The organism is Streptomyces aculeolatus, from assembly GCF_020400605.1.
In the GTDB taxonomy this organism is placed as follows: domain Bacteria; phylum Actinomycetota; class Actinomycetes; order Streptomycetales; family Streptomycetaceae; genus Streptomyces; species Streptomyces aculeolatus.
Map to the genome: position 1 here is coordinate 31430 of NZ_JAINRD010000026.1, position 15352 is coordinate 46781.

General features: G+C 75.5%; 9 protein-coding genes. 5 read left to right on the forward strand and 4 right to left on the reverse strand.

Going from position 1 to position 15352, the window contains the following annotated elements; translation table 11 throughout:
* The first annotated feature begins 140 nt into the window (after positions 1-140).
* From LG396_RS32370 to LG396_RS32390, 5 genes are all read left to right on the forward strand, one after another.
* Complete coding sequence (locus tag LG396_RS32370; RefSeq protein WP_225797486.1) at positions 141-1439, forward strand: ROK family protein; 1299 nt, start codon at positions 141-143, stop codon at positions 1437-1439.
* A gap of 164 nt (positions 1440-1603) precedes the next feature.
* Positions 1604-2191: an N-acetylmuramoyl-L-alanine amidase gene (locus LG396_RS32375; protein ID WP_018836226.1), complete on the forward strand. Its 588-nt coding sequence runs from the start codon at positions 1604-1606 to the stop codon at positions 2189-2191.
* A 161-nt stretch (positions 2192-2352) separates the two neighbouring features.
* Positions 2353-3534: a mandelate racemase/muconate lactonizing enzyme family protein gene (locus LG396_RS32380; RefSeq protein WP_130455386.1), complete on the forward strand. Its 1182-nt coding sequence runs from the start codon at positions 2353-2355 to the stop codon at positions 3532-3534.
* 134 nt (positions 3535-3668) lie between these two features.
* Positions 3669-4583: a dihydrodipicolinate synthase family protein gene (locus tag LG396_RS32385; RefSeq protein WP_225797487.1), complete on the forward strand. Its 915-nt coding sequence runs from the start codon at positions 3669-3671 to the stop codon at positions 4581-4583.
* Positions 4580-5407 carry an SDR family NAD(P)-dependent oxidoreductase gene (locus LG396_RS32390; RefSeq protein ID WP_225797488.1) on the forward strand — a complete coding sequence of 276 codons (828 nt, stop codon included), beginning with the start codon at positions 4580-4582 and terminating at the stop codon, positions 5405-5407. Before LG396_RS32385 ends, LG396_RS32390 begins: the two co-directional genes overlap by 4 nt.
* A 219-nt stretch (positions 5408-5626) precedes the next feature.
* Here LG396_RS32390 and LG396_RS32395 read toward each other — a convergent pair whose 3' ends face one another.
* The 4 genes from LG396_RS32395 to LG396_RS32410 form a co-directional block, all read right to left on the reverse strand.
* The gene (locus tag LG396_RS32395; RefSeq protein ID WP_225797489.1) at positions 5627-8236 is read right to left on the reverse strand and encodes a glycoside hydrolase family 2 TIM barrel-domain containing protein; all 2610 of its coding nucleotides are present in this window, start codon (positions 8234-8236) and stop codon (positions 5627-5629) included.
* 158 nt (positions 8237-8394) lie between these two features.
* A complete protein-coding gene (locus tag LG396_RS32400) occupies positions 8395-11289 on the reverse strand; it encodes a glycoside hydrolase family 97 N-terminal domain-containing protein (RefSeq protein ID WP_225797490.1) in 2895 nt (964 codons plus the stop codon).
* The gene (locus tag LG396_RS32405) at positions 11286-12518 is read right to left on the reverse strand and encodes a glycoside hydrolase family 16 protein (RefSeq protein ID WP_225797491.1); all 1233 of its coding nucleotides are present in this window, start codon (positions 12516-12518) and stop codon (positions 11286-11288) included. The genes LG396_RS32400 and LG396_RS32405 overlap by 4 nt, the downstream gene beginning before the upstream one ends.
* 32 nt (positions 12519-12550) lie before the next feature.
* Complete coding sequence (locus tag LG396_RS32410) at positions 12551-15148, reverse strand: glycoside hydrolase family protein (protein ID WP_225797492.1); 2598 nt, start codon at positions 15146-15148, stop codon at positions 12551-12553.
* Between the last annotated feature and the right edge of the window lie 204 nt (positions 15149-15352).

The following is a 15352-nucleotide window of genomic DNA, read 5'->3' on the forward strand; positions in this document are numbered from 1 at the left end:
AGTCCGCGCAACTAGCCGTTTCGGGCCTGTCCCACATGCTCCGGTACCGGGCCGCCAGGCCGTAGGGTCGTCGTGCCCGAGCCCCACGTGACGGTCATCACCGCCGCTCACCGCCCGTTCACGCCACGAAGGAGACGCCCGTGTCGGCGCCCTCGCCCCGCACGCAGCAGGCGCTGCGGCAGCGGAACCTGTCCCTGGCCCTGCGCGCCGTGGCAGCCGGGGGCCCCCTGTCGCGCGCGGCCGTGGCGGCGCGGATCGGGATGACGCGGGCGGGGGTCGCGGCCGTCGTGGACGAGCTGCTGCGGGCGGGGCTGCTGGTGGAGCTGGGTCCCGGGCGCCCGGGCACGGTGGGCCGGCCCGGCAGCGCGCTGGCGCTCAACGACCGCGGGCCCTGCGGGCTCGGCGCCGAGATCGGCGTGGACCACCTCGCGGTCTGCGCGGTGGACCTGAGCGGTCGGGTACGGGCCCGGGTCGCCGCCGACGCCGCCAACCGCGACCACCCGCCGGGCCCGGTCCTGGAGCGGCTCGCCGGGCTGATCGAGCAGGTCGTGACCGAGGTACGGGGCGAGGGCCTGACGCCGACCGGGCTGACGGTGGCCGTCCCGGGCCTGATCGCACGGGACGAGTCGACGGTCGTACGGGCCCCCAACCTCGGCTGGCAGGGCGTCGACCTCGGCCCGCTGCTCCCGTCCGCCCCGCCGGCCCGCGTGGGCAACGAGGCGAACCTCGGCGCCCTGGCGGAGCAGCGCCTGGAGGGGGGTGCGGCGGAGCGCCCCGGCGATGACGGCGGGCCGGGCGCCGGCCCCGCGGACCGGCCGGACGCGGCGGTCGCGGACGGGAGCGGCCGCTCCCCCGGGCCCGGGCGGAACTTCCTGCACGTCTCCGCCCAGATCGGCATCGGTGCCGCCGTCGTCACGGACGGCGAACTGCTGCGCGGGGCACACGGGTTCGCCGGGGAGCTGGGCCACGTGCCCGTACGCCCGCAGGGGCGGCCGTGCGCCTGCGGCGGGCGCGGGTGCCTGGAGCAGTACGCCGGCGAGGAGGCCGTCCTGCGCGCTTCGGGCATCGACCCGGCGCGCGCCCGCGCCGAACACCCCGGCCCCGGCGGGCGGATCGCCATGCTCGCCGCCCGCGCCGCCGACGGCGACGCCCGGGTGCGGGCGGCGCTGCGCGAGGCCGGCGGCGCGCTGGGAGTCGCGCTCGCCGGCGCCGTGAACATCCTCGACCCGGAGGCCGTCGTGCTGGCCGGCGCCCTCGCCGGCCTCGCCCCCTGGGTGGTGCCCGCGGTCGAACGCGAGCTGGGCCGCCGCGTCGCCGACCCGGCCCGTACCGTACGGCTGACCGTCTCGGCGCTCGGCGCCGAGGGGCCGCTGCTCGGGGCGGCGCTGAGCGAGGTCGACGCCGTGATGGAGGCGCCGGGCGCCGTCGCCGCCGGCTGAACCCCGCCCGCCGCCCGCCCTCTTCGCCCGGCACCTCCCCGACCACCGCCTTTGGTGCGCCCATTGGCATATCCGGCCATGTCTTGGCAGCGGCGTGACGTGTCCTCATGATGGATGCCGGACTGTCATGTACGCGCAAATGTCCCTCCGCTGTCAGGAGCCCCATGGACTTCGCGAACCTCCCCCGCAGGCGGCTGATCCAGGGCGCCGCCGCCACCGCCGCGGCCGCCGGCCTCGGCGGGCTGGCCGCCACTCCCGCGCAGGCGGCGCAGTACCCCCCGACGCACTGGATACCGGCCAGCTCGTCCAACTACACGGTCTCCAGCCGGCCGTCCTCGTACCCGCTGGACTTCGTGGTCGTGCACGTGACCCAGGAGTACTTCCAGGACGCCGTCGACATCTTCCAGAACCCGGCCCGCGCCGTCTCCTCGCACTACCTCATCGCCTCGGCGGACGGCTACATCGCCCAGCTCGTCCGGGAGAAGGACATCGCCTGGCACGCCGGCAACTGGAACTACAACACCCGCAGCATCGGCATCGAGCACGAGGGCTGGGTGGACAAGCCGTCCTGGTTCACGGACGTGATGTACCAGCGGTCCGCGCAACTGACCGCCGCGATCTGCGACCGCTACGGCATCCCGCGCACCCGCGACCACGTCATCGGCCACAACGAGGTCCCCGGCGCCACCCACACCGACCCCGGCCCCAACTGGAACTGGACGAAGTACATGCGGCTGGTCCGGGCCGCCTGACGCGCGGCGCCGGGTCCACGAGCACCCGGTGGGCGGCTCAGGGGTGTTGCCGCCCACCGGGTCCCCCTTCCCGTAAAGGTCAATGCACTTCTTGCATATCGCTTGCATGATGTGGGAATCTGCCATCGCCTGAGCCCGTTGCCGAAGCAGGGATGGTGAGCATGGCCCGCATCGCCGATGTCCGCGTCTACGCACTCAAGTTGCCGCACGACGAGGCGTACCTGGGGCGGCTCGACGACGGCAGCGACCTCACCGAGGACCGCGGGTACGTGGTGCGCGCACCCTGGCGCAGCCTCTACTCCGCCCGCTTCGAGACGCTGCTCGTCCACGTCACCGCCGACGACGGCAGCGCGGGCTGGGGCGAGGCGCTGGCACCGGTCGGCCCCGAGGTGGCGGGACACGCCGTCGCCGCACTGCTGCGCCCCGCGCTGCTCGGCGCCCCCGCCGGCGCCGTCCGCCCCGCCTGGCACCGGCTGCGCGACCTGATGCGCGAGCGCGGCCATCTGACGGGGCACCAGGCCGACGCGCTCGCCGCCGTCGACATCGCCCTGTGGGACCTCGCGGGCCGCCGCGCCGGGCTGCCCGTCGCCGAGCTGCTGGGGGGCGCGTTCCGCACCGTGCAGCCCGCCTACGTCTCCGGGCTCCCCCGCGACACCGACGCGGAACGCGCGAAGCTCGCCGCCGAGTGGGCCGGGCGCGGCGCGTACCGGATCAAGCTGCACCTCGGCCGCGGCGTCGACGCCGACCTCGCGACCGTGGACGCGGTGCTCGCCGCCGACGAGCGGCTGCGCGTCGCCGTCGACGCGCACTGGGCGTACGCCCCCGCGGACGCCGCCCGGCTGGGCCGCGAACTCCAGCGCCGCGGCCGGGTGCTGTTCCTGGAGGCGCCGCTGGCGCCCGAGGACGTCGAGGGCCACCGCGACCTGCAGCGGCGCCTCGACCTCCCGGTCGCCGTCGGCGAAGCCCTGCGCAACCGCTACGAGTTCGCCCACTGGCTCGGCCGCCGCGCCCTGGCCCTGGCCCAGCCCGACGCCGGCCGCACCGGCCTGACCGAAGCCCTCGCCATCGCCGAGCTGGCCGCCGCCCACCACGTACCCGTCGCCCCGCACCACTCCACGGGCCTCGGCGTCGCCACCGCCGCCGGACTGCACTTCGCCGCCGCGGTCGCCGACATGCCGTACTTCGAGTACCAGCCCACCACCTGGCAGGTCGCGAGCCGCATCCTGCGCACCCCGCTCGCCGGCGGCCCGGACGCCGGCATCCCGCTGCCCGCCGGCCCCGGCCTGGGCGTGGAGGTGGACGCGGAGTTCGTCGTCCGGCACGCGCAGGAGATCACCGGGTGAGGGATGCGGAGGCCGGAGAGTCCGGCCGCCGCGCCGCAGCCCCCGCCCCGCACACCGCACCCAGAACCGCCCGCCCGCAGCGCGGCCGCACCGCAAGGCCGCGCTGCGGGCCGGGCGAACGAAAGGACCCCAGCATGAGCCGGCCCGTACGCGGTCTCGTCCCCGTCCTCGCGACCCCCTTCCACCCGGACGGGAGCCTCGATCGCCCCTCGCTGCGCCGGCTCACCGCCTTCCAGCTGCGCGCCGGTGCCGACGGGGTGGCGGTCTTCGGCATGGCCAGCGAGGGCTTCGCGCTCACCGCCGCGGACCGGGACGCGGTCCTCGCGGACGTCACCGACGTGGTCGCCGGCGCCGTGCCGGTGGTGGCCGGGGTCAGCCCGACGAGCCTGGCGACGGCGCTGGAGCAGTGCGGGCAGGCCGTCGCGGGCGGCGCGGACGCGCTGATGGTGCTGCCGCCGTACCTCGCGAAGCCCGGCGTGCCGCAACTCGTCGACTTCTACGGCGCGCTCGGCGAGCGCGCCGGGGCGCCCGTCATGGTGCAGGACGCCGCGGCGACGACGGGGGTGGCGATGCCGGTGGCCCTGCTCACGGAGTTCGGCAAGCTCGAAGGGGTGGACTCGGTCAAGGTCGAGTCGGCGCCGACCGTGCCGAAGATCGCGGAGACGGTCGCGGCGGCTCCGGCCGGGTTCGACGTGCTGGGCGGGCAGAACGCCTTCTTCCTGCTGGAGGAGCTGGCCGCGGGCGCGGTGGGGACGATGCCGGCGTGCGAGTTCACCGACATGCTGCGGCCGGTCCTGGACGCGTGGGGAGCGGGGCGGGCGGACGAGGCGCACGGGGCGTACGAGCGGCTGCTGCCGCTGATCCGGTTCGGCATGCAGGCGGGGTTCGCCTGGGCGGTGCACAAGGAGGTGCTGGTACGGCGCGGGGTCATCGGTTCCGCGGCGGTGCGGCTGCCGGCGAAGGGGCTGACGGAGGCGCTGCGGGGGCAGTTGGACGGGATCCTGGAGCGGCTGGCGCTGCCGCCGGTTGCGGCGGACGGGGCGCGATGAGCGGGGCGGGCGGGGTCGGGGACGAAGGCGCGGGGGCGGGGGCTGACGCGGGGCGGTACGCGCCCGGAGGCGGCGCCGGGACGGGGCCGGAGCGGCACGCGCAGGCGTCCCGCGGGGTGCTCGTCGTCGGGGGCGACTCGGCGATCGGGCGTGCGGTGGCGGACGCGTTCGCGGCAGCCGGCGACCGGGTCGCCGGCTGCGGGCTGGCGGACTGCGCGCACCCGTCGTACACCGCGTACACCACCGCCGACTGCGCGGAACCGGAAGGCGCCGCCCACTGCGTGCGATCCGCGGCGGAGGCGCTGGGACGGCTGGACGTCGTGGTGCTGGCCGCGGCGGCGCAGCCGGTGGCGCGGGCCGCGGAGACCACGCAGGCGCAGTGGCGGCTGGCCCAGTCCGCCACGCTGGACACGGCGTTCTACGTCGCGCGCGCGGCGCTCCCCCGGCTCCCGCCGGGCTCGGCGGTCGTCGCCGTCACCTCGGTGAACGCCTTCCTCGCCGCTCCCGGCCTGCCCGCCTACGCGGCGGCGAAGGCCGGCGTCGAGGGCCTCGTCCGCCAACTCGCCCTCGACTACGGCCCGCGCGGCGTCCGCGTCAACGCGGTGGCGCCCGGCATGATCGGCACCCCGCCGCTGGCGCGCGTCGCCGAGGGCTACCCCCTGGGCCGTACCGGCACCCCGCCGGAGGTCGCGGCCGCCGTGCACTTCCTGGCCTCTCCCGGAGCGTCGTTCATCACGGGCGCGGTGCTGCCGGTGGACGGCGGCCTCAGCATCTCCTCGCCGGCCGCCTGGCTCCGCCCGGATCTGCGGGAGCGCTTCCTGTAGCCGGGATCCCGCCTGCGCGTCGCCCGCTCCGGGCCCCGGACCTCCCCCGGCGGGGATCGCCGCGCGGCACCGCACCGCTGCCGAAGCGTTCGCGGATCGCGTGCTCGTATGCCGAGGAGGAGTCCCGTGGTACGGGGATGCGCCCCGCATACAGGCACCCGCGCGCCCCGGCCCGTCCCCTCCGGGCACGGGCCGGGACACCGCAACGGGTCTCCCCGCTCAGCCCGTCGACACCTCCGTCCACTCCGACCACGCGCTCGTCCCGTCGCCGCGGACGCTGCGGACCCGTACCCGGATGTCCGTCCCCGCCGGCAGTTCCTCGATGCGGCTGAAGCCGCGGAGCCGGGTGGTCCACGAGCGGACCGGCTCGCCCGCGGCGTCCGTGACCTCCAGCTCGTACGCCTCGTCGGCCGCGACGCCCCGCCACTGGAAGACCGCGCCGCCGGCGACCGGCTCCAGCGACTGCGCGTCCGGCGGCAGCGCGCCGGCACCGGCCCGCGGCGTCACCTCCGTCCACGCCGAGGCCGTCTCGCCCGCCCCGCTCACCGCCACCACACGCACCCGGTGCGACGCGCCGTCCGCCAGCCCGGTGACGTCGCCGTGGTCGTCCTTGTGGACCACCGCCGTACGCACCGTCCCGCCGGCCGCCGCCTGCGCCTCGACGCGGTACGAGTCGGCGCCGGCGACGTGCGTGAACGCGGCGCGGACCGCGCCGGCCGCCGCCACCGTCTGCGTGACCTCCGGTGCCGCCGGCGCCGCCAGGTCCCGGTCGGCGACCGCGACTTCGTACCCCTGCGGGTCGAGGAGCCCGACTTGCTCGGTGACCGCCCCCGCGGCACCGCCGTCCCACGCCACCGGCCGGGTGAGCGCCTCGTCCCCGGGGCTGACCCGCGGCAGCGGGATGCTGCGCTGCGCCACCGTCGAGCCGTCCGCCGCAAGGGTCTTCCACCTGAGCCGGTATCCGCGCAGGATGTGGCTGGGCAGCTCACCGGCCGCACGCGGGGTGACGGTGATCTCGCTGCCGCCGTCCGCCGCCGCGAGGTCCAGTCCGGCCACGGGGGCGTACGCGGCCCGCATCTGGTCGTAGTTGCGCTTCAGCCCGCCCCAGTCGGTCTGCACGCCCCAGCCGCGCAACTGGTTGGGCGAGGTGCCGGAGTAGCGGCTGCGGTAGTCGTCGAAGGTCCAGCGGGACACGCCGATGACCCATGGCAGGGCGGAGAGCTGTGCCGGGATGGCGGCGTCGCTCTTCGACGCGAACTCCACGCTCTCCCGGTCCGGCGTGAAGGTGTACCCGTCGGCGCTGAACTCGCTGACGAACACCGGCTTGTCCGGGAAGTGCCCGCGCAGCTCCCGCACCCGGTCGGTGAAGCCGCCGTACATGTTCACGGAGAGGAAGTCGGCGTACTGCAGTGCCTCGTCCTCGGGGCCTTCGATGCCGCTGAAGGTGTTGCTGACGTACGTCAGCGGACGGGAGTCGTCCAGTTCCGCACGGGTGTAGTCGATCATCGACTTGACGAAGTGCCGCCCCGTCTCCGTGTTCCCGGCGATCTCGTTGGCGACCGACCAGGCGACGATCGAGGCGTGGTTGGCGTCCCGCCGCACCATCTCGCGCAGTTCCGGCCGCCAGCGCCCGGGGTCGAGCGAGGCGTCCTTGCCCCACACGGAGATCTCGCCGATGTTCAGCATGCCGACCTCGTCGAGATAGTCGAGCAGTTCGGGCGACTGCGGCACGTGGTGGATGCGGGTCATGGTGGCGCCCGCCTCCTTCATCCGGTCGATCTCGGCGCGTACGACGGACATCGGCTCGGTGGCGCCGTGCACCCGGTCCCCGGGCACCCGGTTGAACCCGGCGGTGCGCACCCGCTCGCCGTTGAGCAGCAGCCCGTCGGGCACGATGTCGATCCTGCGGAAGCCGAACCGGTCCGAGACGGCGTAGCCGGCGCGGCCCTGCCGGCTCAGCGCGACGGTGGCGCGGTACAGGCGGGGGTCGTCGGTCGACCACAGTCCGTACGAGCCGCGCGGCAGCCGGGCCGCCAGTTCCACCGTCCGCGTCCCTCCGGCCGGTACGGTGACGTCCCGGCCGCGCAGGACGCCCGCGGGCAGCGGCCGGCCGCGGGTGTCGGTGAGTGCGCCGTCGACGCGCACCGTGCGCTCGGTGTCACCGGCGTTGGAGACGGTGACCTCGGTGGTCACGGCCGCGGTGCCGGCGTCGAGGTCGGGCTCGGCGACGACGTGCTGCCGCTCGATGCGCACCGCCGGGTCGACGGTGAGCGTGACGGGGCGGGAGATGCCGCCCCAGGGCCAGGTGGCGCCGACGGCGTAGTCGTTGTTCGCCCGCACCGTCAGGGTGTTGGGGGTGCCGTCGCGCTTCAGCAGGTCGCCGACCTCGTACTCGAAGGGCGTGTAGCCGCCGACGTGGGTGCCGAGTTCCCGGCCGTTGAGGGTGACGGTGGCGGTGTAGTTGACGGCCTCGAAGCGCAGCCGGGCGACCTCGCCGGAGCGCAGCCGCGGGGTGTCGAACGTGCGCCGGTACCAGGCGTCGCCCTGGTGCTCGGCGTACGCGTCGTGCTGGTCCCAGTTGCCGGGAACGGGCATCGCGTCCCAGTCGGCGGGGTCGGCGGCCGGGTCGGTGGTGAAGCGCCAGGTGCCGCCGAGGTCGGTGGTGCGCTGCCCGGCGGTCGTCTGGTGGCCGGGCCCCCCGGCGTCGGCGGCGGGCAGGCCGGCGGCCGTGTTCGCGGGGCCCCGCTCGTCGGCCGCCGCGGACAGGGCGGTGGCGGTGATCGCCCCGCAGAGCGCGGCGGCAAGGGCGGCGCGCAGGAGTCTGCGCATGAGTGGGATTCCTTTCCGTGGTGCGGTTCTGTCTCACGGACTGCGGGTGGGCGTCGAGGATTGCGGAGGTGTTCTGCGCCATGCGGTTGGAGCAGCCGAAGGCCGCGCGTGCGTGACGCGGTGCACCCCGCGGCCGGTCGGCCGGCCCGCTGCGCGGTTCAGTCGACCCGGATGAACCGGACGGCGTCGGCGCGGGTGAAACCCGCCCCCGCGGTGAGCCGTACGGCCAGCGCGCCGGCGTCCGGCCGGTGGCGGCCGAGGGCGACCCAGGTGCCGCCCGCCGCCCGCTGGTCCACCCCGGTGGTCCGCTCCCCCACCGCGTACGACGCCGCCGCGGTGGAGTTCTCGTGCGCGGGCACGTACGCGGCCACCTCGTACAGGCCGTCCGGCAGTTCCGCGCGCCAGACGGCGGTGTCCCCGGCGGTGCCGGTGTAGCGCGTCCGGCCGCCGTCCCAGCCCGTGACGCTGCTGCCCAGCCAGCGGCCGTTCTCCGTGTGCCCGGCGGCGCCGTCGTCGACCACGGTCACGGCGGCGGGGTCGACGAGCCTCGCGGTGTGCACCGCCGAGACGTCGTCGCCCGCGACGATGCGGTACTCCAGGTCCACCAGCCCTTCCTCGAACGGCCCGACGGTGGCGCGGTGGCGTACGCCGTCGAAGTCGGCGTCCGTACGGCTCCACTCCGCATCCCCCTCCCGCCGCCACTCGACGTACGACGAGGTGGCGGTGGCGTGGATCCACGAGAGCGTCAGCGCGTGGCCCGCGTCGGATTCGACATGCGAGAGCCCGGGCGGCGGCAGCACGACTTCGGCCGGGTCGACGAGGAGCCGCCGGGCGTGCTCACGCGGCACGTCCACGGCGTCGTAGCGGGCGCGCGTGACGACCTCGTACGAGTGCAGCGCGGCGTCGGACGGCGGGGTGGCCCGCCAGGTGGCGGTCAGGGTGCGGCCCGGGGGCAGGGTGCGGGCCCGGGTGGGTCCTTCGGGTGCGGAGAGCCGCCAGCCGTCCGGGACCACCGCGTCGACGACGACGTTCCGGGCCGGGGCGTCCGGTGGCGCGGTGAAGCCGGCGGTGACCCGGACGGACCGGCCGGGCGCGGCGAGGACGCCACCGGGGTCGGCGGTGAGCCGCGCGTCGGTGGGGCCGCGACCGCAGGTCGTGCGCCCCGGCTCCGCGGGGCAGACGCGCGCGGCGAAGCCGCCGTCGGCCGCGAGCGGCACGGTCAGCCGGTCGCCGCGGGTGACGGTGCGCCGCTCGACGGCGATGCCGTCGCGCCCGCCGTCGGGGTCCGCGTCCCGGAACACCTCCAGCAGGTGCCGGCCCGGCGGCAGCATCCCGAGCCGGAAGTCCGCGGTCTGCGCCCGGTTTCCCGCCGTGATCCCGCCGAGGTACCAGGCGGCCCCGCTGCGCCGCGCGAGCACCGCCCGCTCGCCCGGCTCGCCGTCGAGCAGCCGCGTCTCGTCCCACACCGCGGGCACCGAGGCGAGCAGGTCCGCCGCCTCCGGGTGCCGGGCGTACGACTCGGGGCTGTCGGCGAAGTGCTGCACCCCCGACTCGTACAGCACGGCCAGCGCCAGTTCGTGCGCGTCGCTCGTGCGCCGGTCCGCGGTGGAGAAGGTGACCGGGGTGTAGTCCATCGTGCCCACGGCGTTGCGGGTGAAGGGATACGTGGCGTTCACGTCGGGGCCGATGCGCTTCGGGTCGATCTTGTACAGCTCGGCGCCCGCGACCGCCTCCACCGTCAGCACGTGCGGCCAGGTGCGCTCGATGCCCCGCGGCAGCGTGGCGCCGTGGAAGTTGACCAGGAGCCGCAGCCGCGCGGTGTCGGCCAGCACGGCGTCGTACCAGGCCAGCCGCTCCTGGCTGTCGGAGTCCATGAAGTCGAGCTTCACGCCGCTGATGCCCCAGGACTTCCACAGCGGGAGTTTCGCGTCGCGCTGCTCCTGCGTCTCCAGGTCGCTCCAGCGGCTCCACAGCCACACGCCGACGCCGCGGGCGCGGGCGTACGCGACGAGTTCGGGCACCCACGCGGCGTCCCAGCCCTCGTCGACGAGCACGTACTCCCAGCCCTGCCGGACCGCGAGGTCGACGTACTCCTTCTGGGCGGCGAGGCTGTGCGGGCTGGCGGAGTCCGACCACCAGGACCAGGCGGCGGCGCCCGGCTCGATCCACGAGGTGTCGGCGACGCGCGAGGGCGGGGCGAGGTCCTGCACGAGATCGGACCCGACGATGCCGGCGAGGTCGCCGACGACCGCGACGCGCCAGGGGGTGGCAAGCGGTCCCGGCGCGGTCTCGCCGCCGCCGTCGGGGAGGGTGACGGCGAAGGCGCCGTCGCGGCGGGTGAGCCGGGTGGCGCCGTAGCGGCCGTCCGCGTCGGCCTCGGTGACGAGTGCGTACGTGCCGGGCGCGGTGCGGAACAGCGGCGGGTAGGCGTACGCGCCGTCCGGCACGTCGGCGACCGCCGCCTCGAACGGCCGCTGCGCGTACGTCACCCCGTACGGCGCGAGCCACGCGGTGGCGTCGGGCGGCGGCGCGAAGGCGGACGCCTCGGCCGTGACGGTGACGGGGCCTTCGTGCGGCAGCACGTAGCGGTAGGCGATGCCGTCGTCGTCGGCGCGGACGACGAGCGCCATCCGGCCGCCGGCCGCGTTCTCGAACCGGAAGGTGTGCTCGACCGCGTCGGCGCGGTGGCGCAGTCGCTTGCCGACGACGGTGTCGTAGCGCTCGGCGACCCGGCGGCTGCCGGTGCCCACGAGGGTGAGGCCGCGGGTGAAGTCGCCGTGGGCGGTGGTGATCCCGACGGGTGCGGGCCGCAGCACCGTGTGCCCGTCGTGGCTCACGGACAGCCGCAGGGCGCCGTCGTCGAGCCGCTCCAGCGTGGCGCCGACCCGGCCGCCGGGGGCGGTGGCCGTCCAGCGGCCGGCCGCCGGGGACGGCCCCGTCCCGGCGGGGCCCGCGGGCGCAGCGGGCACGGCGGGAGCCGGCGCCGCCGGGACGAGGAGCACGAGCGCGAGGAGCGCGGCGAGCGCCGTCAGCGGCGCGGCTGCCGGCCTCATCGGCGTACGAACTTCACCGCGTCGGCGTGCGCGCAGCCCGTCCCACTCGCGGTGAGCGAGACCGAGGCGCTCTCGCCCGCCTGGTAGGACTGCGTGCCCAGCGAGACCCAGCCGGGGCTGCCGGAGCGCTCGTCGAGGGTCCGGGTGGTGACGGCGCCCGCGTTGTCCAGGGCCACCTTCGCGGCGGGGTCGCCGCCGGTGGCGGAGACGGACTTGCGGATGAACGCCTCGTACGTGCCGGCCGCCCGCAGCCGGGGTCGCCATGTCGCCTCGGCGCCGGCCGCGCAGCCGTAGGAGACGGGCGAGTCCTTGGTCCAGCCGGTGAGGGCGCTGGGCTGCCAAGTGCCGGTGGTGGAGTAGCCGTAGGCGGCGGCGCCGTCGTTGTCGACGTAGTAGTCGCGCTGCCAGTAGCGGACGTAGTCGAAGGAGGCGGCCGAGGGGAGCTTGCCGGCGTCGGGCAGCGCGCCGGTGGCGATGCTGGTGAGCCAGACGGCGGTGTAGTCGTGCATCCACTGGCCGGGGGTGTACGGGGCCGTGTACTTCAGGCTGCCGTCGATGTAGAACTTCGCGCCGCTCTCGGACCAGTCGATGCCGTAGGTGTGCCACTGCCTGAGGTCGAGACCGGTGTCGTAGGTTCCGGAGCCGTAGGTGACCGGGCCGTGGACGCCGCTGCCCACCCAGCCGTGCACGGTGTGGTAGGTCTTCGTGGGGCTCACGGAGTCGGTCTCGAAGCCGTCGATCTCGGTGCGTTGCTCGGGTGGGTAGGTGGTGCTGCCGTCGCCTGCCTGGAGCCAGAAGGCGGTGTGCCAGCCGGCGCCGTCGTTGATCTTGGCGCGGGTCTCGTAGTAGCCGTAGCGCAGGTGCTTCTTGGAGATGACGCCGCCGCCGGTGAACTGCTTGCCGGCGTGGTCCTCCTTCTTCAGCGCGATGTGCAGGGCGCCGTCGGACTGGGTGACGTTCTGCGGGCGCTGGGCGCTGTTGGCCTTCACGTCGGTGCGGAAGTTCCACTTGGCGGTGTCGACGGCCGAGCCGCCGAACTCGTCGCCGAAGACCTGGGTCCAGCCCGCCCCGGGCGGCCCCGCGGCGGGCGCCCGGGGCGGGGCCGCGGCGGCGGCCGGTGCGGGCGGGGCGGGCGGGGCCGCCGCGGCGGCGGGCAGCGGGGCGACGGCGAGCAGGGGCAGGGCGGTGGCGGCGGCGAGCGCCGCCGCGAGGGGGGTGGCGCGGGGCATGGGACGTCCTTCCGGTCGCGTCGGCGTTGGGGCTACTCGGCGAGGTCGAGCGCGACGACCGCGATGCCGTGGGGCTTCAGCGCCACGGTGAAGCGCGGTGCGTCGGCGGCGGTGAGGCGGCCGGAGACGGCTCGGATGCCGGTGATGGTGCGCGGCCCGTCCGGGTGCGCCAGCGCCGGGTCCGCGGTCACGGTGGTGGTCAGCGGCCGGGCGCTGCTGTTCAGCACCAGCGCGAAGAGCCGGCCGCCGTCGGTGGCGAGCGCGCCGAGGGTCTCGGCGTGCGGGGTGTCGGCGGTGAGCAGCCGCGGCGGGATGCGCAGGGTGGCGGGGGTGCCGTGGACACGGCCGGGGGCGAAGCCGTAGGTGAGCTGGCCGCCGACCTTGGGTGTGAAGTAGCCGCGGGGGAAGCTGATCCGGTCGCCGGTGCGGGTGCGTACCTCTTCCAGCAGGTAGTCGAGGATCCAGCCGATCTGCCACCAGGCGTGGTGGGGGAAGGAGCCGATGCCGTTGTCGAAGCGCACCCAGTAGTACGAGTGCACGCCCGGCTCCTCGGCGACGAAGGCGTCCCGGCCGAGGGCGGCGGCGCGGGCCATGTCGCGGAAGAGGGGGTCGCCGGTCAGGCGGTGGATGCGCAGGTAGGTGCCGGCGAAGCTGGAGAGCAGGATGGGGCCGTTGCCGGGGGCGCTGTCGTTCTGCTCCTTCTGCAGGCCGAGTTGGGTGAGCTGCCACGCCTCGTAGGTGGCGCCGGCCCGGATGCGGGGCTCGGTCGACGGGGCGGGGTGGGTGTAGATCCAGGTGGTGTGGAGGCGGGCGACCTCGACGGCGGCGTCGCGGTAGCGGCGCTCGCCGGTGGCGTCGGCGAGGTCGAGCAGCCCCTGGATGCCCTGGGAGAGGGACAGGTCCATGCGGAAGCCGGAGTCGCCGGTGGAGCCGAGGTAGCGGGCGCGTTCGACGGCGTGCGCGACGTACCAGTCGGCGCCGCGCACGGCGCCGTCGAGGTAGCGCCGGTCGCCGAGCGCGTGGTGGGCCACGAGGAGGCCGTACCAGGTGGGGCGCAGGTCCTCGGTCAGATGGGGGTAGGTGACCGCGTACGGCGGCTCCTTGTCGGTGGCGACGACCCACGAGCCGTCGGGCTTCTGGCCGTCGGCGAGGTGGTCGGCGGCGAGCCGGATGCGGCCTTCCAGCTCGGCGTCGCCGGGCCGGAAGAGCAGGATGTGCGCGAGGTCGGTGATGACGTAGTACGCGGTGGCCAGCGGCTCGACGTAGTCGGCGATGTCGGCGTCGGGGTTGCCCTCCTCGACGAAGCGGTCCGACTTGAACAGGTAGTACTGGCCCTTGAGCGCGCCCTGGTAGCGGCCGGCGGCGGTCTGCTGCTGGGCGAGCTTGAAGTCGCGCACGTACGGCAGCCGCTCGCGCTCCAGCAGTTCGTCGGAGGTGGCGGCGGCCAGGCCCCACATGGCGCCGATGTCGGAGTTCTTCATCGCGTCGTTCTCGGCGCCCTGGACGAAGCCGTTGTACTTCTGGGCGCCGATGGCGGTGCCCTCGTACTCGTCGGTGAGCCACTGGGAGAGCACGGGGTCGGCGATGTAGGTGGCCTGGATGCGGGCGAGGCGCTCGGTCAGGGCGTGCTTGTTGGCGGCGAGTTCGAGGTAGCGGCCGAAGCCGTAGACGTCGGTGGCGGCGTGCCGCAGCGCCTCGAACCAGTCGGTGTCGGTGAGGGTGAAGCGGAAGTCGAGGACCCGCTCGTCGCCGGCGGTGCAGCGGGAGTCGGCGCGGCCGAGGATGGGCCGGGCGAGGTGCGGGGTGAGCCGGCCGGCGCGGTCGCGGGTGGACAGGGCCAGGCGTACGTCGCGGTGGGTGACGCGGTCGGCCGCGTACGGGTCGCGGGCCATGCCGGGTTCGGCGACGGCGGCGAGGGTGAGCCCTTCCGTGGTGCTGACGACCGGGGCGAGGGTGGTGGCGAGGTCGTCGTAGAAGAGGTGCGGCACGGCGGGCAGGCCGTGGCCGTACTCGGCGGCCATGCGCAGGTCGGGGTTGGTCTCGTGGCCGTACCAGCCGCCGGGGACGCAGCCGAAGGCGAGGTCCTGCTCGGGCAGGGCGCACAGCGTGGGGGTGCGCAGGCTGACCCAGCCGTCCCGGGCGGCGGTCCAGGTGAGGGTGACGCGTACGTCGTGGGGGTGGCGGCCGTCGATGCGCCAGCGGGCTTCGAGGGTGCCGAGGGGGTGGGTGTGGCGGAAGACGACTGCCTTGTTCCGGGAGGTGCCCTCGGCGGCGGCTTCGGCGGGGAGGAAGGTGTGGTGGGTGCCGGCCTCCTCGCGGCGGACCTGCTCGGCGTCGGGCGGCTCCGCGCCGTCGTGGTGGGTGAGGCCGTACTCGCCGAGGGCGCCCGGGAGTTCGCGCCAGCCGCGGCGGGTGCGGACGCGGACCCGGACGGCGCCCCAGCCGGCGTCGGTGCGGCCCCAGGTGAGGCGGACGCGGTCGCCGTCCAGGTGCAGGGTGTCCGGGCCGGCGGCGCGGTCTCCGGCGGTGCCGTCGGCGGGGGACGCGGCGGCGGCAACCGCGCCTGCCTGGGCCGACGTTGCCACGGCGGTGACCCCCGCGGCCTTCACGAAGCTCCGGCGGCTGGGCATCGATGACACGCTCCCACATTGCAACTGACATCCGTAATGCAGGAAGAGTGTCCACATGCTGCACGGTCGTCAACCCCCGCCGCACGAGAAAACCGGGCGTCATCTCCGCTCCCGATCCGTGCCGTTGCTGCAGAAGCACGGCCACAAGGGTTGACGCCGTCGCAATATGTGGGCAACGATCCCGCATGTTGCAAATAAGATTCA